Genomic DNA, 18,974 nt, shown 5'->3' on the forward strand with positions numbered 1-18,974 from the left:
GTCACCAATCTAGGGGTTCGGTCAGCCGAGCCTCGGCTGCAGGGCGAGCTTGACACCGAAGCCGACCAGGACGACCCCGCAGACGCGGTCGCACCACCTGATCACGGCCGGCCGGCGCAGCCAGCGCCCGGCCAGCTCGGCACCGAAGATGATCATGGCGAACCAGACCAGGCTGAGCAGGCTGTGCTCGGTCGCCAGCAGCGCGCCGACCAACAGCGGCGACGTGCCTTCCGGGATGAACTGGGGCAGTGTGGCCAGATAGAACGCGCCGATCTTGGGGTTCAGCAGATTGGTGCCGATCCCGGACAACCAGCCCCGGACCGGCGAACGGTCAGGCGCCGGATGATCATGGGCGATCGCCGCTCCGTCCGGATCGCGGCGGCGCAGCGTACGCAGCAGCAGGGTGAGGCCGAGCCAGCACAGGTAGCCGGCCCCGGCCAGGGTGAGCAGCCGGTACCCGAGTTCGGAGGCGGCCAGCAGGGCGGAGGCTCCGGCGGCCGCCGCGAGTCCCCAGATCAGCGCACCGGTGCCGATCCCGAGGGCTGCCGCGAAGGCGTACCCGCGGCCGCGGCTGATCGCCGACCGCAGCACCAGCGTGGTGTCCAGGCCGGGAATGATCGCCATCAGGGCGGCCAGCAGACCGAACGACACGAGGGATGACCAGATCTCCACCCGCCGACGATAACCGCGGGTAGCTTCTGCCTATGACCACACCGATCGTCACCGTCCGCGGCGAGGCGGAACTCGACGTTCCGCCCGATCTTGCCGAACTGCGGATCACCCTGCACGCCGCCGCGGCCGACGCCCGGGCGGTCTTCGCCGAACTGGCCAGGTCCGGTTCCGGCCTGACCGAGGTGATGGACAGCCACGCCGCCGCGATCGAGGAACGGGCCACCACCGGGGCCCATGTCGGCCCGGTGTTCCACCGGCGCAGCCAGACCAAGATCACGGGCTATCGGGGCAGCCAGCACACCCGCGTGGTCGTGCACGACTTCGACGCCCTCTCGCCGTTGCTGCTGGCCGTGGTCGAGCTGCCCAACGGGCAGGTGGACGGGCCCGACTGGTCGCTGCGCCCGGACAATCCGGTCTATCGGGAGGCCCGGCTCGCCGCGATCGAGGACGCGCGGTCGCGGGCTGCGGACTACGCGGCCGGCTTCGGGGGCCGGATCGCCGAGCTGCTGGAGATCTCCGATCTCGAGGAGGGCTTCGGCGGTCCGCGCCCGCTGGCCATGTACGCCCGCGCCGCCGGCGGCATGGCCGACGAGGTGGAGCTCGATCTGGAGCCGCAGCCGCAGCGGGTCACCGGCCGGATCACCGTCCGGTTCGGCCTCGCCGCGGTCTCCGTCGGCTGATTCCCCGGCCCGTCCCGAGGTGTCCATCCCCGGCCCGCGGATTCGGGGGCGCGGCGCGCGGAAGATAGATTCAGGGGCATGTTCGCCAAGGTCTTGGTCGCCAATCGGGGCGAAATCGCCGTCCGAGCCTTCCGCGCCGCGTACGAGTTGGGGGCGGCCACCGTCGCCGTCTATCCGTACGAGGATCGCAACGCCGTCCACCGGATCAAGGCGGACGAGGCGTACCTGATCGGGTCGAAGGGACACCCGGTCCGGGCCTACCTGGACGTCGCGGAGATCATCCGCGCGGCCAAGGAGTGCGGTGCCGACGCGATCTATCCCGGGTATGGCTTCCTGAGCGAGAACCCGGACCTGGCCAGGGCCTGCGCCGAGGCCGGGATCACCTTCATCGGCCCGCCGGCCGACGTGCTCGAGCTGGCCGGCAACAAGGTGCGCGCGCTGGCCGCGGCCAAGGCCGCCGGCATCCCGACGCTGCGCTCCACCCCGCCGTCCGACGATGCGGAGACGCTGCTCGCGGGCGCCGCCGAGATCGGTTTCCCGGTCTTCGTCAAGGCCGTCGCCGGTGGTGGTGGCCGCGGCATGCGGCGGGTCGACGATCCGGCCGCGCTGCCGGAGGCACTGGCCGCCGCCATGCGCGAGGCCGAGGGCGCGTTCGGCGACCCGACCGTCTTCATCGAGCAGGCGGTCGGCCGGCCGCGGCACATCGAGGTGCAGATCCTGGCCGACAACGACGGCAACACGATGCACCTGTTCGAGCGCGACTGCTCGATCCAGCGGCGGCACCAGAAGGTCGTCGAGATCGCGCCGGCCCCCAACATCTCCACCGAACTGCGCGAGGCGCTCTGCCGCGACGCGGTCGCCTTCGCCAAGTCGCTCGGCTACTCCTGCGCCGGCACCGTCGAGTTCCTGGTCGAGACCGAGGGCGAGCGGGCCGGCCAGCACGTGTTCATCGAGATGAACCCGCGGATCCAGGTCGAGCACACGGTCACCGAGGAGATCACCGACGTCGACCTGGTCCAGGCGCAGATGCGGATCGCGTCGGGCGAGTCCCTCGATGATCTTGGTCTGAGCCAGGACGTGGTCCGGATCAACGGCGCCGCGCTGCAGTGCCGGATCACCACCGAGGACCCGGCCAACGGGTTCCGGCCGGACACCGGGACGATCACCGCGTACCGGTCGGCCGGTGGAGCAGGCGTCCGGCTGGACGGCGGCACCGCGGCGACCGGCGCCGAGATCAGTGCCCACTTCGACTCGATGCTGGTCAAGCTGACCTGCCGCGGCCGGACCTTCCAGGCCGCGGTGGCCCGGGCCCGGCGCGCGCTGGCGGAGTTCCGGATCCGCGGCGTCAGTACCAACATTCCTTTCCTGCAAGCCGTTCTGGAAGATCACGACTTCCTGGTCGGGGACGTCTCGACCGGCTTCATCGAGCAGCGGCCGCAGCTGCTGACCACTCACGCGCCGGCCGACCGCGGCACCCGGCTGCTGCGCTGGCTGGCCGAGGTGACGGTCAACCAGCCGTACGGCAAGGCGCCGACCCTGCTCGATCCGGGGGAGAAGCGGCCGCCCGGCATCGATCTCGATCAACCGTCGCCGCACGGTTCGCGGCAGCGGCTGCTCGAGCTCGGCCCGGAGGGGTTCGCCGCCGACCTGCGGAACCGGACCGGGGTCGAGGTCACCGACACCACCTTCCGAGACGCGCACCAGTCGCTGCTGGCGACCCGGCTGCGGACCAAGGACATGCTCCGGATCGCGCCGTACGTGGGCCGGATGACGCCGGAGCTGTTCTCGGTGGAGTGCTGGGGCGGCGCCACGTACGACGTCGCGCTGCGGTTCCTCAACGAGGATCCGTGGGAGCGGCTGGCCGCGCTGCGCTACAACATGCCGGGCCTGTGCCTGCAGATGCTGCTGCGCGGGCGGAACACGGTCGGCTACACCCCGTACCCGGAGAAGGTGACCAGCGCGTTCGTCGCCGAGGCCGCCGAGACCGGGATCGACATCTTCCGGATCTTCGACGCGCTGAACGACGTCGAGCAGATGCGGCCGGCGATCGAGGCGGTCCGGGAGACCGGGACCACGGTCGCCGAGGTCGCCCTCTGCTACACGGCCGACCTGAGCGATCCGGCCGAGGACCTCTACACGCTGGACTACTACCTCCGGTTGGCCGAGAAGATCGTCGACGCCGGCGCGCACATCCTGGCGATCAAGGACATGGCCGGGTTGCTCCGGCCGCCGGCCGCGCGGACCCTGGTCACCGCGCTCCGGGAGCGGTTCGCCCTGCCGGTGCACCTGCACACCCACGACACCGCGGGCGGCCAGCTGGCCACCCTGCTGGCGGCCGTGGACGCCGGGGTGGACGCGGTCGACGTGGCGAGCGCGCCGATGTCGTCGACGACCAGCCAGCCGCCCGCGTCGGCCCTGGTCGCGGCGCTGCAGCACACCGAGCGTGCGACGAATCTCGATCTTCGTGCGGTGATGGACCTGGAGCCGTACTGGGAGGCGGTGCGGAGGGCGTACCTGCCGTTCGAGTCCGGCCTGCCCAGCCCGACCGGCCGCGTTTACGATCATGAGATCCCGGGCGGTCAGCTGTCCAACCTGCGCCAGCAGGCGATCGCGCTCGGGCTCGGCGACAAGTTCGAGCAGATCGAGGCGATGTACACCGCCGCGAACAAGATCCTCGGGCGGCCGACCAAGGTCACGCCGTCCTCGAAGGTCGTCGGTGATCTTGCTCTGCACCTGGTCGCGGCGGGCGCGGATCCGGCCGAGTTCGCCGAGCACCCGGAGAACTACGACGTGCCGGACTCCGTGATCGGCTTCCTGAACGGCGAACTGGGCGACCCGCCCGGCGGCTGGCCGGAACCGTTCCGGAGCAAGGCGCTGCAGGGCCGCAAGGTGCCGCCAGCCCGGGCCGACCTGTCCGAGGACGACTCGGCCGCGCTGGACAAGCCCGGCCGGGACCGCCAGATCACCCTGAACCGGCTGCTGTTCCCCGGACCCTCGAAGGACTTCGAGGCGGCCCGCGAGACGTACGGCGACGTCGGCCGGCTCGACACGATCGACTACCTGTACGGCCTGCGCCCGGGCGAGGAACACGTCGCCCGGATCGGCAAGGGCGTCAGCTTGATCTTGGGCCTGGAGGCGATCGGCGAGGCCGACGAGCGCGGCCTGCGGACCGTCATGTGCACCCTGAACGGCCAGCTGCGGCCGATCCGGGTCCGCGACAACTCGATCAAGGTCGACGTGAAGGCCGCCGAGCGGGCCGACAACGGCAACCCGGGCCACGTGGCCGCGCCGTTCGCCGGCGTGGTCAGCGTGACCGTCGCCGAGGGCGACAAGGTCGAGGCCGGCGCGACCGTGGCCACCATCGAGGCGATGAAGATGGAGGCCTCGATCACGGCGCCGATCGCCGGCACCGTGCAACGGCTCGCCATCGGCCGCGTCCAGCAGGCCGAGGGCGGCGACCTGGTCCTGGTGATCAACCCCGGCTGACCTCGTCCCGGTCAGGCGCTCCAGTCGCCGACCCTGTGAAGCAGGTGGGCCGGCGACCGACCGGAATCGCGGACCGTCCGCTTGACGCGGGCGGGGACCGGCCGCGATCGCGCGGAAGGCGAACCAGCCGGGCTCGGCGTCGACCAGCCGGGCCGCCCGGTCCGCGGTCGTGCCCATTTCCGATGTCACGATTTCTCTTTGCACCGACCGGTTAAGCGCTTGAACGATCGTTCGGGGCCCGTTAGAAGAGAAATCGCGTCAAGGTCCGCTGGACCAAGCCCACCGAAGGCCTACCGCGAGTCGGCCCGGGGCAGTTCCGCGGCTGCGTGTCGGGCCTGTCCGGCGGGCCGCCGGACCGACAGATCCAGCCTGCCCGGTGTCAGTCCGGCCAGTCGCCAACCCGGCGCAGCAGGTCGGCGGTGGGCCGGCGTCCGACGGCGATCGCGGATCGGCCGCTCGGTGCGGGCTGGGGCCGGCCCAGGGCGATCGCATGGTGCGCGGACCAGCCCGGCTCGGCGTCGACCAGCCGGGCTGCCCGGTCCGCGTTGGGCTCCGGATACAGGCTGACCACGCAGCTGCCCAGGCCGGACTCGGCGGCGGCGATCATGATCGACTGCGCAACCCGACCGAGATCGAAGGCGGTGTCTCGGCCCTCCTCGGTCGGACTGAGCAGGACCAGCACGGCCGGAGCGTGCCGGAGCAGCCCGGCGTAGGCGCCGAGCCGCGCGAGCTGATCCTGACGGCGCGGGTCCCGGACCGCTGCGAAGCGCCACGGCTGCCCGTTGCGCGCCGACCCCGTCCACCGGGCGCGGTCGATCAGCTCACGTACCGTCTGCAGCGGGATCGGCTCCGGCGCGAACGTCCGGACGGCGCGGGGCGCGAAAGGCGGGCGTTCTCCCATGGCCGTAGTGTGCCCGGTCGCTCTCCTCCCGAACCTCCGGGCGGGCCACTATCCTGCTGCGATGTCTCAACCTGGATCCGCACCGCCCCGGCCGAGAGCGGCTGCCGCCATGATCACGGCAGCAGTCCTGGCGCCGCTCGGCGGCCTGGTCTGCAGCGTGATCAACTACCTGATGGCGCTGGCGGCGGTGGAGGCGATGCCGCTGCGGCTGCTGTTCGGTACGCCGATCTCGCTGCCGATCCGTCTCCGGCCGGCCGGGCTGGTGGCGACGCTGGTCGCACTCGTCGTCGTCGCGGTCGTGGTGGCGTTGATCGTCTGGCTGGTGGCCCGCGCCGCGTCGCCGCGGTACGGGTTCGCGGCGGTCCTGTTCGGCGGCTGGATCGCGGTGGTCCTGGCCGGCTGGCTGGCGGCGCTGGCCACGTCACCCCTGGTGGCGCTCGACTTCGAGTACCCGGCGGAGATGGTCGGGCAGCTGGTGCTGCAGCGGATCAGCGCGGGCGGCGGCTGGGGACTGTACTGGGGCTGGCTGACCGGCCTGGCCGCCGCGGTGGTGTTCCTGATCACCAACCGGGCCAGGCGAGGTGGTCCGGTGCCGGGGCAGCCGACCCCGTAGGCTCGCCAGCATGGAGTTGCGCGAACTGTCTGATGCCGTCGAGTCGCGGTCGGAGTCGTACGCCCGGCATTTCAAGATCGACCGGACTCCGGACTGGCTGATGCTCAAGCTCAACGAGGAGGTCGGGGAGCTGACCCGGGCCTACCTGATGCGCAGCGGCCAGTCCCGGGACCACGGCCTGGACGCCGCCGACGTCGACGACCTGCTCGGCGAGGAGATGGCCGACGTGTTCGCGCACGTCCTGCTGCTCGCCCGGAAGTACGACATCGACCTCGAGGCCGAGGTCAAGAAGAAGTGGCTCTGAGCCAGGCATCATGATCCGGCACCGCGTCCCGCCGGCCGCCGCGATCGGCCTGGCCGCCCTCATCGCGCTGTCCGCCTGCTCGACCGCGCCACCGTCGGATTCCGCCGCGTCACCGTCCGCGACCCAGCCGTCCGCCGAGACCGCCACGCCCACCCCGCCAGCCACACCCACACCGACGCCGACCCCGACTCCGACGTCGGCGAACCCGGAGAAGGCCAGGGGGACCGTCGAGGGCACCTGGTGCCCGACGAAGCAGAGCAACGCGAAGCGTTGCCTCACGGTGAAGCTGCCCAAGGTCACCTACGACGACGGATCGAGCTACACGATCGTGGGCAAGCCTTTCCGGCAGGAGGACGGAGGACTTCAGTACTCGTTCGAGGGCGCGCCTTTCGGTGCGTTCTACGCCGCGGGAACCAAGATCGACATCCCGGACCACTACTCCGGCGCCGACCTGCCGCAGCAGGACCGCATCTGGAATGCGCAGACCGGAGACCTCTTCGTACGCGAGCAGACCGGCTAACTCCGGCCCTCCCGGAGCTGCCGCGGCGAGGCGCCCAGCCTGGCCCGGCAGAACTTGTTGAACGTCTGCAGGTCGCCGATTCCGATGCTCGCCGCGACCGACCCGATCGACTGTGTCGTATCCCGGAGCAGGTGCTGCACCTGGTCCGCCCGGCGCCGCCGGACATAGCCGGCGACCCCGACGCCGAATCCCGTTCGGAACAGCCGATTCAGATGGCTGGCCGACACATGCGCCGCGCCCGCCACCCGCTCCACGGTGATCCGCCGGGCCAGATTCCCCTCGATGAAGCCCACCGCCGCCGCGACCGCCGGGTGGTCCGGGCCGGCTCCGGGATCGGGCCCCGCCGGACCGGTCGCCGCCCGCCAGAGCAGCGACCAGAGTTCGGCCGACCGCCGGGCGGCCGGTGCCACCACGATCGCGGTGAGCCGGGCCCGGACGGAGGCGGCGTCGTCGCCGAGGTTCTGCATGATCGGTGCCGCCACGGCCCGGCCGGCGCGCGGCAGCCTGAGGTGGGCGTACACGTGCTCCGACGGCCCGCGATACCGGAACTCCATCGGTGCCCCGGCCGGGATGATGCTGAGCGATCCCGGCTCGATCGGGTAGCCGACGCCCGCGACGACGACCTCCGCGTCGTAGTCGTACAGGTGGACGGAATGGAGTTCCGGCAACAGCCACTGCTCGACCCGTTCCCGCAGCCCATGCCGGCCGACGCCGACGCCCACCACCTCCGGCGGTGCCTCGAGCCGGAGCGGGACGAACGATGCGGACATGATCGGTTTCTACCACCAGCCGATCGGTCTTGACCACGACCCGGGCGGCGGAGATTCGTAAGCTCACAAGCCATGAGAGCAGCGATCAGCCGCAACGATGATCAACTCGGCAACGCCCGGATGCGTGCCGGCAACCACGGGAGCCTGACCCAGGACCAGGTCCTCCGGTACGACACCGAGGGCTATCTGGTCCTCGACGGGCTGCTCGACGACGCCGACATGGCACCGGTCCGGGCCGCGCTGACCGAGAAGGTGGACCGGATCGCGGCCGACCTGCTGGCCGCCGGCAAGATCGACGACCCGCTGACCGAGGTCGGCTTCCCGTACCGGCTGGCGCGGTTGTTCGACGGCCTGACCGGCGACGACTTCCTGGAGTACGGGCGCAGCTGGCGGGACCGGATCGCCGGCTATCACACGCTGATGAGCAACCCGAGGATCCTCGACGCGGTGGAGAGCCTGATCGGCCCGGAGATCTTCGCCAACCCGGTCTACAACGTCCGGCCCAAGGTGCCGCGGATCGCCGCCGGCGCGGTGCCCTGGCACCAGGACAAGTCGTACTGGCCGGACGCCAACTCGAACCCGGTGATCACGGTCTGGATCTCCTTCGTCGACGCCACCCTGGAGAACGGCTGCCTGCACGTCTACCCGCGGACGCAGCGGCACCGGGTGATGACGTACGAGGCCGAGCAGCAGTCCGGCACCGGCTACCTGACCCTCGGGGCCGGCGAGCTCGACCTCGAGCCGAGCCGGGTCGTCGCCCTGCCGGTGCGGGCCGGGACGGCGATCCTGTTCAACGACCGGCTGGTGCACAGCTCGACGCCGAACGACTCCGACCACGTCCGGTGGAGCGTCGACCTGCGTTACCAGCCGACCGACCAGGACCCGATGCCGCAGCACGGCGCAGGATTCCTGGCCCGGAGCCGACGGCACCCGGAGCGGGTGGCCACCGAGGAGGACTGGCTCGCCGAGCGGCCCGAGCACGGCCAACCCGTGCCCTGAGCCCCCGCTCCCGTGCCTGGCTCCCGTGCCCTGAGCCCGTCGAAGGGCCGTCAGCCGACGACCCAGAACCCGATCAGGTCCGGCGTCGGCCGGCCGAGCTGCTGCGCCACCCCGGCCCAGTGCACGAACCCGTCCAGCCAGCTGACCAGGCCGGAGATCAGCTCCTGCTGCTCCGGCGTCTTGATCTCCGGCATCGCCGACCGGTACGCCGACGCCATCCCGAGCGCCTTCGGGTACGGGTGGTAGCCGACCACCAGGCCCTGCACCGGCACCAGGTTGACGCTGGTCGGGGAGTTGAGCAGGTGCCGCAGCCCGACCGCGGCCGAGACGCCGCCCCGGGCCAGCGCGAAGTCGAGGTCGTCCAGCGACCGGGAGGTCAGCTCGAGCTTGGTGGCGCCCCAGGCCGAACCGGCGACCAGGATCTCCAGCAGCCGCCAGGTCGCGCCGACCCGGTCCGGCGGGATGTAGGAGCCGCCGAGCAACGCGTCCAGGTCGGCCGGCAGCGGTTGGGTCGGGGACAGCACCGGGGCGGACGTGTCGCGCCGGAAGATCGGGCCGAGCCGGGACAGCAGTCCGCCGGACGGGGCGGCCGGGGCAGGCTCCAGGGCACGCTGCGCCACCTCACGCAGCCGGGCCGCCTGCTCGGGACGGGCGCCGAACATGCCGCGGACCTCATCGATCCCGATCGCGTACAGCCGAAGCTCTCCCATGGCAGAACCGTAATGGAGCCGCGACGAGGGTCGCCAGAGTCGGCGCGGCTCACCGACCTGTGGATTTTCGATCGGCCGGTCCGGCGAGCGAGGATGGACCGGTGACCCCGCGGACCAGGCGCGCGATCGTCTCCGGCGTGCTGATCGGACTTCTTGCCGTGATCGTGATCGCCGCCCTCTGGCAGCAGCTCGGCTGACTCAGCCCCACACGGCCGTCGAGCCGGAGTGGCCCGCGCGCACCACCTGGACGGTCGCGCCGACCCCGGCCACCACCGAGAGCGCCATCCCGACCCAGGTGGCGATCCGCTGCCAGAGCACCGGCGCGGCGTCGGACCTGTCGATCAGGAACTGGAGCACGGTCACCGCGGCGGCGCCGACGAACAGCAGCACCACCCACGGCAGTAGGCCGCCGGCGATCTCCATGTGGCTGGTCATCTCCGCGGTCGGGCGCGGGAAGGTCTCGTACAGGTGGGCGCCGGCCTGCTGCGCCACGAAGGTCGACCCGGCGGCCACCAGCGCGAAGGCCGTGGTCAGCCAGCCGTACCGGCGGCGGATCCAGACCGAGACCGCGATGGCGACCGCGCCGAGTGCCGACAGCGGGACGAAGACGACGACCGCGTGCACGACCAGAGGGTGCAGCGGCAACCCGGCGAGTTCCATGGTTGAAGCGTAAAGAGCGACCGCGCGCTGGGCCAGCACTCGGCGCGCGTGGGGGGATCACGTACTCTCTGTGGGCGGGTGAATCGCCGGAACGGAGGACCAACGGATGATGCGGACGGCCGGGCGCGTCCTGGTGTCGGCGCTGATCCTGCTGCCGCTCTCGGCCGGGTTGTGGGCGGCGACGCCGCGCCCGGCGGCGGCCGAGGACAAGGTGGCGTTCACGATCAGCGACGAGCGGATCGAGGAGTCGTCCGGGCTGGCGACCGACTTCGACAACGAGCGCTACTGGACCGTCAACGACTCCGGCGACGAGGGTCGGGCGTTCGCGCTCGACCCGGACGGCGAGGTCACCGGCACCTTGTCCTTCCGCGGCGAGCCGACCGACATCGAGGCAGTCGCGTTCCATGACGGCCGGCTCTACCTGGCCGACATCGGCGACAACGACGCCGAGCGCGAGTTCGTCACGGTCTACTACTTCGACGATGCCGAACCGAGTTCCGAGTCGCGCCAGTACCGCTCGTACGACTTCAAGTACCCGGACGGCCCACGGGACGCCGAGGCCCTGTTCGTCGACGACGACGGCCGGCTCTACATCGTCAGCAAGGAGGGCGACGGCGGCATCTACGCGGCGCCGGAGAACCCGTCCCGGCAGGGTGTCAACGAGCTGGAACGGGTCGCCGACGCGCCGGCCTTCGTCACCGATGCGGTCGCGCTGCCGGACGGCCAGGGCTTCGCGCTCCGTACCTACGTCTCGGTCGAGATCTACGACACCGACAACTTCGAGGTGATCGGCCGGGAACCGCTGCCGTTCCAGCGGCAGGGCGAGTCGATCACCGTCTCGCTGGACGGCGAGAACCTGCTGGTCGGCAGCGAGGGCAAGAATTCCGAGGTGCTCCAGGTCGCCATTCCCGACGAGGTCAAGAAGGCCTCGGAGGGATCGAGCACGCCGCCGAAGAAGGAGTCGAAGACCCCGAAGCCGTCGTCCAGCGCCCCGGCGCCGGAACCGTCCGAGACCGCGCCGCCGACCGCCGGGCCGAGCCGCGTCGGCACCATGTTCTCGCTCGGCGCGGCCGCCGTGGTCGCCCTGATCGCCGGCCTCGTCGTCGCCCTGCTCAAGGGCCGCTGAGCGGTCAGTTGTGCTCGATCGGGCGGCCGCTCCGCCGGCCGCCCCTCGGATCGGGGTCCGACGACGAGCACCCAACCGCCGGCCTCACTCCGCCGACGCGTCCGAGGAAGATCAGCCGGCGAGGCGCTCCAGGATCCAGTCGATGCAGGTGCAGAGTCGGCTGACGTCGTCCGGGTCGACGTTCGGGTACATCCCGACCCGGAGCTGGTTCCGGCCCAGTTTCCGGTACGGCTCCGTGTCCACGACTCCGTTCTCGCGCAGCACGGCGGCGATCCGGGCCGCGTCGACGCCGGTGAAGTCGACCGTGCCGACGACGGGGGAGCGCTGCGCCGGATCGGCGACGAACGGGGTGGCGACCGGCGACGCGTCCGCCCAGTCGTAGAGCCGGGTCGACGACTCCGCGGTCCGGGCGGCGGCGAAGGCCAGGCCACCATGATCATTGAGCCAGTTCACCTGGTCGGCGAGCATGATCAACGTCGCGATCGCCGGGGTGTTCAGGGTCTGGTCCTTGGCCGAGTTGTCGATCGCCGTGGCGAGGCTGAGGCTCTCCGGGATCCAGCGGTCGGTCGCCGCGATCTCGGCGGCCCGGTCCAGCGCGGCGGGCGACAGCAGCGCCAGCCAGAGCCCGCCGTCGGAGCCGAAGCTCTTCTGCGGTGCGAAGTAGTACACGTCGGACTCGGCGACGTCGACCTGGACACCGCCGGCCGCCGACGTACCGTCGATGATCATCAGCGCGCCGTCGTCGGCGCCGGCCACCCGGGCCACCGGCGCGATCGCCCCGGTCGAGGTCTCGTTGTGGGCCCAGGCATAGCTGTCCACGCCCGGCACAGCGGCCGGGACCGCGATCGAGCCCGGCTCCGCCGACGTGACCGCCGGATCCTCCAGGTGCGGGGCCGCGGCGGCCGCCGCGGCGAACTTCGCGGAGAACTCGCCGAAGCTGCCGTGCGCGCTGCGGCGCCGGATCAGGGACGCGATGGCCAGGTCCCAGAACAGCGTGGAGCCGCCGTTGCCGAGCACCACCTGGTAGCCGTCCGGCAGGGCGAACAGCGCGGCCAGGCCTTCCTTGACCTCGCCGACCAGCCGGCGGATCGGTGCCTGCCGGTGCGAGGTGCCGAGGAGGTCGGCGCGGTCAACGGCCAGCGCCTTGATCGATTCCGGCCGGACCTTCGCCGGGCCGGAGCCGAACCGGCCGTCGGCGGGCAGCACGTCGGCGGGAAGCTTGAGCTCGGTCACGTCCGCTCATTCTTCCATCCGGCCGGCAGCAGGCCGAAATGGCTCAGCACCTGCTCTGCGACCTGGTGCGGCGAGAGTTCGTCGGTGTCGATCACCGCCTCGTCCAGGTCCGCCTCGGCGAGCTGCCGGGTGAGCTCCAGGTGACGCTCCAGATGCCAGTTCAGCGCGTCGCTCTGGGACGCCGAGTAGCGGCCGTGCAGGCGCCGCTCCGTGGTCTCCGGCGACGCGACCAGCCGCACCGGCCGGACCTCCAGTCCGAAGGCGTTCCGGTAGCGATCATGGATCGCCCGGTCGGAGATCACGCCGCTGACCACCAGACGGCGCGGCCCGACCCGCCGGTAGTTGGTCCAGGCGAAGGCCATGTTCTCGGCCTCGATGATCTTGTTCCCGAGGTCGAAGTCGGCGGGCGGCCAGGACCGGTGGAACCAGTCGACGTCCATCAGGCTGAACGGCTGCTCGGTCCGGAACAGCAGATCGCCGATGTGGTCCAGGGTGGACGACTTGCCGACGCCGTACGAGCCGTTGAGGAAGATCGCGTACTCCGTGGTGGCCATCCGTCGACCCTAGCGACCGGAGTGCGAGACTGGGCCTGTGGCCGACACTCCGAGCAATCCTGATCTCGCCGCCGAGCGAGTGGACTACACCGGTGATCATCTTCTGGAGTCCGCCGCGCCGCCGAACCCGTACCCGCTGTTCGAGGCGTGGCTCGCGGAGGCCTTCGCTGCCAAGGAATCCGGCGTGCTGCCGGAACCGACCGCGATGGTCGTCGGTACGGTCAGCGAGGGCCGGCCGCGGTCCCGGACGGTGCTGCTCAAGGAGGCCGACCAGGACGGCTTCGTCTTCTACACCAACTACGACTCGGCCAAGGGCCGGGAACTGGCCGGCCAGCCGGCTGCGTCGCTGTTGTTCGGCTGGTATCCGCTGCACCGCCAGGTCCGCGTCGAGGGTACGGCCGCGCCGGTGCCGCGGGCCGAGTCGGAGGCCTACTTCGCGACCCGGCCGCGCGGCTCGCAACTCGGGGCCTGGGCGTCGGCCCAGTCCAGCCGGGTGACCTTCGAGGAACTGCACGCCTCGTACCGAACGGCGGAGGAGCGGTTCGCGGAGCGCGACGTGCCCTGCCCGCCGCACTGGGGCGGCTACCGGGTGGTCCCGACCATGATCGAGTTCTGGCAGGGCCAGCCGAGCCGGATGCATGATCGACTTCGGTACGACCGCGTCGGCGGCGGCTGGACGATCACTCGCCTGGCCCCTTAGAAGGGTGCTGAAGGATCCTGACCTACCGAGCGGCGAGGATCCTTCAGCACCCTTCTAGGCCGGCTCCACCAGCAGGATCCACGAACCGACCGAGTCCCGATCGGCGACGACGGACAGCCGCGGGCCGGCCAGCGGGACCGACCGGCCGGTGGCCAGGTCGGTCACCCGGTAGGCCCGTCCCGAGTCGAGACCGCTGACCGGCAGAGTGGCCGGCGTCGCGCCACCGGCCAGCCGGAAACCGGCGACCAGGTGCCGGTCGCCGAGGCTCAGCTGGAACACCGGCACCCGCTCGCCCTCGCCGCCCCGCAGCGGCTGCCCGGCCGGCCGCCGCAGCACCCCGTCCCGGACGAACGGCGCGACCACGGTCCGGAACAGCTCGACGTGGGTCCGCAGCCGGTTCCGCAGGTCGGAACGCAGTTCGGGGAGCCGGAGCGACACCCCGAACCGGTGCAGCAGCGCCGCCCGGAGCATGGTGTCGAAGTCGTCCGGGCCGAGCGTGGCGAAGTCCAGCTGCGAGGGGGCGTAGTCGTTGCGCCACTGCGACCAGGACCAGTGCAGGATCGCCGCCGGCGGCAGCATCAGGCCGGCGCCCCAGAACACCTGCAGCGCGTGCTCGGTGTAGTCCGGGTCGGACAGGAAGAAACAGTGCACGTGCCGGGCCAGGCCGAGATCGATCCTCAAGCCCCCCGACGAACAGGCCTCGACGATCACGTCCGGGTGCCGGGCCCGGAAGGCGTCGAGCACCGCATAGAGGCCCTGATAGTGGCGGAACAGCCCGTCGCCGGGCCCGTGACCATGATCATCCCGGGTACAGCCGGCGTCCGGGTCGATGTTGAAGTCGATCTTGATCCACTCCGCGCCCATCGCCGCGACGGTCCGGTCCAGGGCCTCGGCGGCGAAGGCGCGGCCCTCCGGCGAGCCGAGACAGACGTAGCCGAGGAAACCGGGATCGTCGGGATCGAGCGACACGGTCATCGTCCGGTACGCGCTCGGATCCCGGGCCGCGTCCGACCGGGCGACCAGGCCCGGCCGGGTCCGGCGCAGCTCGGCCGCCGCCCCGATCGCCTCCAGCTCGATCCAGATCCCCGGTTTCACTCCGTGCCTGCGGATCTCGGCCCCCAGGGCGTCCAGTCCGCTCGGGAACCGGGCCGTGTTGACCCGGTCCCAGTCGCCGCGCTGGAGTTGCCAATCGCTGCCGGCGTCGGCGTCACCGAACCAGCCCGCGTCGACGGTGCACACCTCGAGGCCCAGGTCGGCGGCCAGTTCGGCGTTGTCGGCGATCACCTGCTCGGTCACCTCGGCGTCCTCGTACGGCCACCAGTGGTTCCACTCCACCGGCAGCGCCTCCGACGCCGGCGACCGCGGCAGCAGGTGCCGGCCGACCGCACCGGTCAGCGCGACCGCGGCCTCGTCCAGGGTCGGCCCGGTGGCGATGATCACCGACGGCGCGGTCAGCCGCTCACCGGGGGCCAGCACGGTGGCGAACCGCCACGGCGAGAGGCCGGCGGCGATCCGGTGATCATGATCGATCTCGATCCGCCAGTTGCCGCTCCAGGCCGGGGCGATGATCACCGCGAGGCCGTACCGCTCCAGACCGAGCCACGGCGACCAGCCGTGCGAGGAGCGGCCGGACCGGGACTCGATCAACAGGCCGTCCCTGGTCTCGGAGCGCACCGGGGCGAACTCGTCGCCCCAGGCCGACCGGAACGCCAGTGCCTGCCAGTTCGTCCCGGCGAGCCGCCCGGCCAGCGGATCCATCCGGGTGATCGTCACCGGCTGGTCACCGACGTTCGTCAGGTCCAGGGTCAGCTCCCAGACCGGGCCGTCGCCGATCCGGTGCACCCCGGGCTCGGCCCGCAGGTGATCATGGTCGGCGGTCACCGCGTGGGTCTCGGGCGACTCCAGGATCGCCGACAGCGCGGACGGGTTCATCGGTCAGGCACTCCGATCGATCAGCGGCCGACGCCGGCGGCCAGCCCCTGCATCACGTACCGGGATGCGAAGGCGAGCAACAGGATCGGCGGCAGGGCGGTGATCAACAAGCCGGCCGAGACCAGCGGTTGATCGGTCAGGTAGCGCTCGCCGATCTGGGCCAGCGCCGGGGTGAGCAGGCGTTTGTCGTCGTCCGGCAACAGGATGTAGGCGAACAGCAGCTCGTTCCACATGCCGAGGAACTGCAGCACGGCCAGGGTGGCGACGCCGGACGCGCCGATCGGCAGCACGACCGAGAACAGGGTCCGGAAGAAGCCGGCGCCGTCCAGCCGAGCCGCCTCCAGCACGTCGTCCGGGATCGCCCGGAACGTCAACGACAGGAAGAAGACCGCGAACGGCAGCCCGGTCGCGAGATAGACCAGGACCAGCCCGGGGAGGTCGCCGACCAGCCGCAGCCGGGACAGCATCAGGTAGATCGGGATGATCAACACCTGGCTCGGGATCAACATCACCGACACGAACGAGGCGTTGATCCAGCGCAGCCCGGGCACGTCCAGCTTGGCCATCGCGTAGCCGGCGGCGACCGCGAGCAGCAGTTCCAGGATCAAGGCCGAGCCGACGACGATCAGGCTGTTCAGGGCGGCCCGGCCGGCGCCGTAGTTGTTGATCAACACCAGGAAGTTCTGCCCGGTCAGCTCGGCCGGCAGCCCGAACGGGTTGCGCAGGTAGTCGGTGTTGGTCCGGAACGCCGACAGGGCCAGGAAGACGATCGGGTACGCCACTGTCAGCGCGACGACCACCAGCAGTGCGAAGATCGGCCCGCGGGCCCGCCGCGGCAGGGTGGCACTGGTCTCGGCCATGGCTCACTCCTCCCCGGACAACCGGAAGAACCGGGCCTGGATCACGGTCAGCAGGCCGATGAACAGGAACAGCAGCACGGCCAGCGCGGCGCCGGAGCCGAGGTTGCCGGAGCTCGAGAACGCCTTCAGGTAGACGAGATAGTCGACCGTCGTGGTGTCGTACCCGGGACCGCCGGCGGTCATCACGAAGACGAACCCGAACAGCGAACTGAACGTGTAGAGCACGTTGATGATGAAGACGAAGCCGAGCACCCGGCGGATGTTCGGCAGCGTCACGTGCCAGAGCCGCCGCCACCAGCCGGCGCCGTCCAGCGCGGCCGCCTCGAACACGGTGGGCGGGATCGCGGTCAGCCCGCTGAGCAGCAGCAGGCTCTGGTAGCCGAAGCCGGACCAGACCAGGGCGAGCACGATCACCGTGATCGCCGTGTTGCCGTCGATGAACGGATCGATCCGCCGCCCGGTGGCCGCCTCCAGCAGCGCGTTCAGCGGGCCGTTGTAGCCGAAGATCGACTTGAACATGATGCCGACCACCGCGGCCGACAGCACGTTCGGCAGGAAGAACAGGATCCGGAAGAACCGCCAGCCCCGGATCCGCTCGAACAGCAGCACCGCGGTGATCAAGGAAACGAAGATCACCAACGGCACCGAGATCAGGAACTTGAGGTTGGTCACCAGCACCTGGCCGACCAGCGGATCGGTGACCAGGTCGACGTAGTTGTCCAGCCCGATCCAGCGGAACGAGACGCCGTTGGACCGGTTGAGCGACAGGAACAGGGCGAACAGCACCGGGTAGATCATGAAGCCGACCACGATCACCAGCGCGGGAGCGACGGCGGCCAGCCCGATCCAGCGCTCCCGGGCGCGCCAGGACCGACGGCGCGGCGCCGGCGCTCCGGTACGGCTCGCCGGGACCGCCGTGGCGGGCTGGACCAGGGTCACCGCTGCTCCAGTTCCTTGGCTCCCGCGTCCTTCAACTGCTTCACCGCGTCCTCCGGCGTCGTCGAGCCGATGAAGGTGCTGGCGTTGACCTTGTAGAACAAGTCGATCATGGCCTGCGGCATCACGTTGTCGTACGGGAAGACGACGGCGTCGGCCTGCTTCAGGGTCTCCGCCTCGGTCTTCAGCAGCGGATTCGTGATCACCGACGCGTCGGCGCGCTTGCTGTTCGACGGCTCGGTCTGGAACAGCCGGACGTAGGTGTCGATCATCTCCGGCGTGGCCAGGAACCGCAGGAAGTCCTTGGCCAGCTCCTGCTTCTTCGAGTAGTTGGTGATCGACACCGCGACGTTCGGACCGCCGGCGATGGCCGCCGGGTAGCGGGCACCGCTGAGCATCGGGATCGGGAAGACGCCGACGTCGTCGCCGAGCGCCTCGTCCAGCACCGCGTTGTCCCAGCCGCCGGAGATGAAGAAGACACCCTTGCCCTGGATGAAGCCGGCGGCGGCGTCGCCGTTGCCGACACTGCCCGCGTCGGGGTTGGTCAGCTTCCGCGAGAACAGCTGGGTGTAGGCCTGGTACGCCTTCAGCATCGCCGGGTCGTCCAGTGGCACCGTGCCGTTGAACATGTCGGTGAACGCGGTGCCGCCGAGCTGGCCGCCGACCAGGGCGGCGATCACCCAGGCGCCGACGTACCCCTCCTGATTGCCCATCCAGAACGGGGTCTCGCCGGTCTGCTTGACCTTCTCGGCGTCGGCGAGCAGGCCCTCCCAGGTGGCCGGCGGGGTGCTCAGGTCGAGGCCGGCCGCGGCCGCCTTCTTCTTGCTGTAGAAGACGTAGAAGTAGGAGCCGCCGCCGTACGGCAGACCGAGCAGCTCGCCCTCCTCGGTGTAGCCCTTGCGGACCGTGTTCCAGCCGGTCAGGTCGGCCGTGGTCTGTTCGTCGAACGTGCCGTCCAGGTCGAGCAGGAAGTCGGCGAACGACGTCGTGTTGCCGCCGGTGTAGGCGGTCCGGATGTCGGGGCCGTTGCCGGCGATCGAGGCGGCCTGGAACTGGGCCGAGTTCGCGCTGATGTCGCCGGTGGTGGTGACGATCTCGACGGTGACGCCGGGATGGTCCTGCTCGAACCGGTCCGCGGCCTGGTGCAGGAACGACTTGGCGGTGTCCACCTTGCCGTCGTCGGTGCTCTTGGTGAGCAGCCCGGAGTCCCAGATCAGCAGGGTGCCGGTCTTGTCCTCGGTGCAGGACGTGGTCAGCCCGGTGATCAACACGGCGGCGGCCAGCGCCGCCGCGACTTTCCTGAGTTTCATGGCATGTC

19 protein-coding genes are annotated in these 18,974 nt (G+C 70.9%); 8 read left to right on the forward strand and 11 right to left on the reverse strand.

Features of this window, described 5'->3' with window-relative positions; genetic code table 11:
- Window positions 1-21: 21 nt before the first annotated feature.
- Window positions 22-672 (reverse strand): LysE family translocator, encoded by a 651-nt coding sequence (locus tag AC6CCG_RS03010; protein ID WP_496652966.1) that lies wholly within the window; start codon window positions 670-672, stop codon window positions 22-24.
- Window positions 673-704: 32 nt separating this feature from the next.
- Here AC6CCG_RS03010 and AC6CCG_RS03015 point away from each other — a divergent pair, with 32 nt between their 5' ends.
- Window positions 705-1,352 (forward strand): SIMPL domain-containing protein, encoded by a 648-nt coding sequence (locus tag AC6CCG_RS03015; protein WP_496652967.1) that lies wholly within the window; start codon window positions 705-707, stop codon window positions 1,350-1,352.
- A gap of 78 nt (window positions 1,353-1,430) precedes the next feature.
- Window positions 1,431-4,838 carry a pyruvate carboxylase gene (locus tag AC6CCG_RS03020; RefSeq protein WP_496652968.1) on the forward strand — a complete coding sequence of 1,136 codons (3,408 nt, stop codon included), beginning with the start codon at window positions 1,431-1,433 and terminating at the stop codon, window positions 4,836-4,838.
- Window positions 4,839-5,217: 379 nt separating this feature from the next.
- Here the strand turns inward: AC6CCG_RS03020 and AC6CCG_RS03025 are convergent, their stop codons facing one another.
- Window positions 5,218-5,739, reverse strand: coding sequence for a nitroreductase family protein (locus tag AC6CCG_RS03025; protein ID WP_496652969.1), 522 nt, complete (start codon window positions 5,737-5,739; stop codon window positions 5,218-5,220).
- Window positions 5,740-5,848: 109 nt separating this feature from the next.
- On the opposite strand from AC6CCG_RS03025, the gene AC6CCG_RS03030 reads away from it, so the two are divergent.
- From AC6CCG_RS03030 to AC6CCG_RS03040, 3 genes are read left to right on the forward strand one after another with little or no spacing between them, the layout of a single operon-like run.
- Entirely contained in the window at window positions 5,849-6,352 is a 504-nt protein-coding gene (locus AC6CCG_RS03030; protein ID WP_496652970.1) for a hypothetical protein, read from the forward strand.
- Between the two features lie 10 nt (window positions 6,353-6,362).
- Window positions 6,363-6,656 carry a MazG nucleotide pyrophosphohydrolase domain-containing protein gene (locus AC6CCG_RS03035; protein ID WP_496652971.1) on the forward strand — a complete coding sequence of 98 codons (294 nt, stop codon included), beginning with the start codon at window positions 6,363-6,365 and terminating at the stop codon, window positions 6,654-6,656.
- 10 nt (window positions 6,657-6,666) lie between these two features.
- On the forward strand, window positions 6,667-7,176 hold the full coding sequence (locus tag AC6CCG_RS03040) for a hypothetical protein (RefSeq protein WP_496652972.1): 510 nt from the start codon (window positions 6,667-6,669) through the stop codon (window positions 7,174-7,176).
- Here the strand turns inward: AC6CCG_RS03040 and AC6CCG_RS03045 are convergent.
- Window positions 7,173-7,946, reverse strand: a complete 774-nt coding sequence (locus AC6CCG_RS03045) for a helix-turn-helix transcriptional regulator (protein WP_496652973.1) — start codon at window positions 7,944-7,946, stop codon at window positions 7,173-7,175. The two genes, AC6CCG_RS03040 and AC6CCG_RS03045, sit on opposite strands and share 4 nt — an antisense overlap.
- A gap of 72 nt (window positions 7,947-8,018) precedes the next feature.
- Between AC6CCG_RS03045 and AC6CCG_RS03050 the strand changes: the two genes are divergently transcribed.
- Window positions 8,019-8,945 carry a phytanoyl-CoA dioxygenase family protein gene (locus AC6CCG_RS03050; RefSeq protein WP_496652974.1) on the forward strand — a complete coding sequence of 309 codons (927 nt, stop codon included), beginning with the start codon at window positions 8,019-8,021 and terminating at the stop codon, window positions 8,943-8,945.
- A 50-nt stretch (window positions 8,946-8,995) separates the two neighbouring features.
- Here AC6CCG_RS03050 and AC6CCG_RS03055 read toward each other — a convergent pair whose 3' ends face one another.
- Window positions 8,996-9,655, reverse strand: coding sequence for a DUF7691 family protein (locus AC6CCG_RS03055; protein WP_496652975.1), 660 nt, complete (start codon window positions 9,653-9,655; stop codon window positions 8,996-8,998).
- Between the two features lie 198 nt (window positions 9,656-9,853).
- The gene (locus AC6CCG_RS03060; protein WP_496652976.1) at window positions 9,854-10,315 is read right to left on the reverse strand and encodes a DUF2231 domain-containing protein; all 462 of its coding nucleotides are present in this window, start codon (window positions 10,313-10,315) and stop codon (window positions 9,854-9,856) included.
- 106 nt (window positions 10,316-10,421) lie between these two features.
- Here AC6CCG_RS03060 and AC6CCG_RS03065 point away from each other — a divergent pair, with 106 nt between their 5' ends.
- Window positions 10,422-11,441, forward strand: coding sequence for a hypothetical protein (locus AC6CCG_RS03065; protein ID WP_496652977.1), 1,020 nt, complete (start codon window positions 10,422-10,424; stop codon window positions 11,439-11,441).
- Window positions 11,442-11,552: 111 nt separating this feature from the next.
- Here AC6CCG_RS03065 and serC read toward each other — a convergent pair whose 3' ends face one another.
- Window positions 11,553-12,674 (reverse strand): phosphoserine transaminase, encoded by a 1,122-nt coding sequence (gene serC / locus AC6CCG_RS03070; RefSeq protein ID WP_496652978.1) that lies wholly within the window; start codon window positions 12,672-12,674, stop codon window positions 11,553-11,555.
- A complete protein-coding gene (locus tag AC6CCG_RS03075) occupies window positions 12,671-13,228 on the reverse strand; it encodes a hypothetical protein (RefSeq protein WP_496652979.1) in 558 nt (185 codons plus the stop codon). The genes serC and AC6CCG_RS03075 overlap by 4 nt, the downstream gene beginning before the upstream one ends.
- Before the next feature lie 37 nt (window positions 13,229-13,265).
- Between AC6CCG_RS03075 and pdxH the strand changes: the two genes are divergently transcribed.
- The gene (gene pdxH, locus AC6CCG_RS03080; protein WP_496652980.1) at window positions 13,266-13,928 is read left to right on the forward strand and encodes a pyridoxamine 5'-phosphate oxidase; all 663 of its coding nucleotides are present in this window, start codon (window positions 13,266-13,268) and stop codon (window positions 13,926-13,928) included.
- A 54-nt stretch (window positions 13,929-13,982) separates the two neighbouring features.
- Here the strand turns inward: pdxH and AC6CCG_RS03085 are convergent, their stop codons facing one another.
- From AC6CCG_RS03085 to AC6CCG_RS03100, 4 genes are read right to left on the reverse strand one after another with little or no spacing between them, the layout of a single operon-like run.
- The gene (locus tag AC6CCG_RS03085) at window positions 13,983-15,860 is read right to left on the reverse strand and encodes an alpha-galactosidase (RefSeq protein ID WP_496652981.1); all 1,878 of its coding nucleotides are present in this window, start codon (window positions 15,858-15,860) and stop codon (window positions 13,983-13,985) included.
- Between the two features lie 20 nt (window positions 15,861-15,880).
- Window positions 15,881-16,720 (reverse strand): carbohydrate ABC transporter permease, encoded by an 840-nt coding sequence (locus AC6CCG_RS03090; protein ID WP_496652982.1) that lies wholly within the window; start codon window positions 16,718-16,720, stop codon window positions 15,881-15,883.
- Window positions 16,721-16,723: 3 nt separating this feature from the next.
- Window positions 16,724-17,659: a carbohydrate ABC transporter permease gene (locus AC6CCG_RS03095; protein WP_496652983.1), complete on the reverse strand. Its 936-nt coding sequence runs from the start codon at window positions 17,657-17,659 to the stop codon at window positions 16,724-16,726.
- Window positions 17,656-18,966, reverse strand: coding sequence for an ABC transporter substrate-binding protein (locus tag AC6CCG_RS03100; protein WP_496652984.1), 1,311 nt, complete (start codon window positions 18,964-18,966; stop codon window positions 17,656-17,658). Before AC6CCG_RS03100 ends, AC6CCG_RS03095 begins: the two co-directional genes overlap by 4 nt.
- Window positions 18,967-18,974: the final 8 nt, after the last annotated feature.

Source organism: Microlunatus sp. YIM B11417 (assembly GCF_059617205.1).

Coding starts and splice junctions, on each gene's coding strand:
- AC6CCG_RS03045 (WP_496652973.1), bottom strand. CDS start 7,946: ATGTCCGCATCGTTCGTCCCGCTCCGGCTCGAGGCACCGCCGGAGGTG.
- AC6CCG_RS03085 (WP_496652981.1), bottom strand. CDS start 15,860: ATGAACCCGTCCGCGCTGTCGGCGATCCTGGAGTCGCCCGAGACCCAC.
- AC6CCG_RS03025 (WP_496652969.1), bottom strand. CDS start 5,739: ATGGGAGAACGCCCGCCTTTCGCGCCCCGCGCCGTCCGGACGTTCGCG.
- AC6CCG_RS03050 (WP_496652974.1), top strand. CDS start 8,019: ATGAGAGCAGCGATCAGCCGCAACGATGATCAACTCGGCAACGCCCGG.
- AC6CCG_RS03035 (WP_496652971.1), top strand. CDS start 6,363: ATGGAGTTGCGCGAACTGTCTGATGCCGTCGAGTCGCGGTCGGAGTCG.
- AC6CCG_RS03075 (WP_496652979.1), bottom strand. CDS start 13,228: ATGGCCACCACGGAGTACGCGATCTTCCTCAACGGCTCGTACGGCGTC.
- AC6CCG_RS03055 (WP_496652975.1), bottom strand. CDS start 9,655: ATGGGAGAGCTTCGGCTGTACGCGATCGGGATCGATGAGGTCCGCGGC.
- AC6CCG_RS03100 (WP_496652984.1), bottom strand. CDS start 18,966: ATGAAACTCAGGAAAGTCGCGGCGGCGCTGGCCGCCGCCGTGTTGATC.
- AC6CCG_RS03020 (WP_496652968.1), top strand. CDS start 1,431: ATGTTCGCCAAGGTCTTGGTCGCCAATCGGGGCGAAATCGCCGTCCGA.
- AC6CCG_RS03030 (WP_496652970.1), top strand. CDS start 5,849: ATGATCACGGCAGCAGTCCTGGCGCCGCTCGGCGGCCTGGTCTGCAGC.
- AC6CCG_RS03065 (WP_496652977.1), top strand. CDS start 10,422: ATGATGCGGACGGCCGGGCGCGTCCTGGTGTCGGCGCTGATCCTGCTG.
- AC6CCG_RS03060 (WP_496652976.1), bottom strand. CDS start 10,315: ATGGAACTCGCCGGGTTGCCGCTGCACCCTCTGGTCGTGCACGCGGTC.
- AC6CCG_RS03040 (WP_496652972.1), top strand. CDS start 6,667: ATGATCCGGCACCGCGTCCCGCCGGCCGCCGCGATCGGCCTGGCCGCC.
- AC6CCG_RS03090 (WP_496652982.1), bottom strand. CDS start 16,720: ATGGCCGAGACCAGTGCCACCCTGCCGCGGCGGGCCCGCGGGCCGATC.
- AC6CCG_RS03015 (WP_496652967.1), top strand. CDS start 705: ATGACCACACCGATCGTCACCGTCCGCGGCGAGGCGGAACTCGACGTT.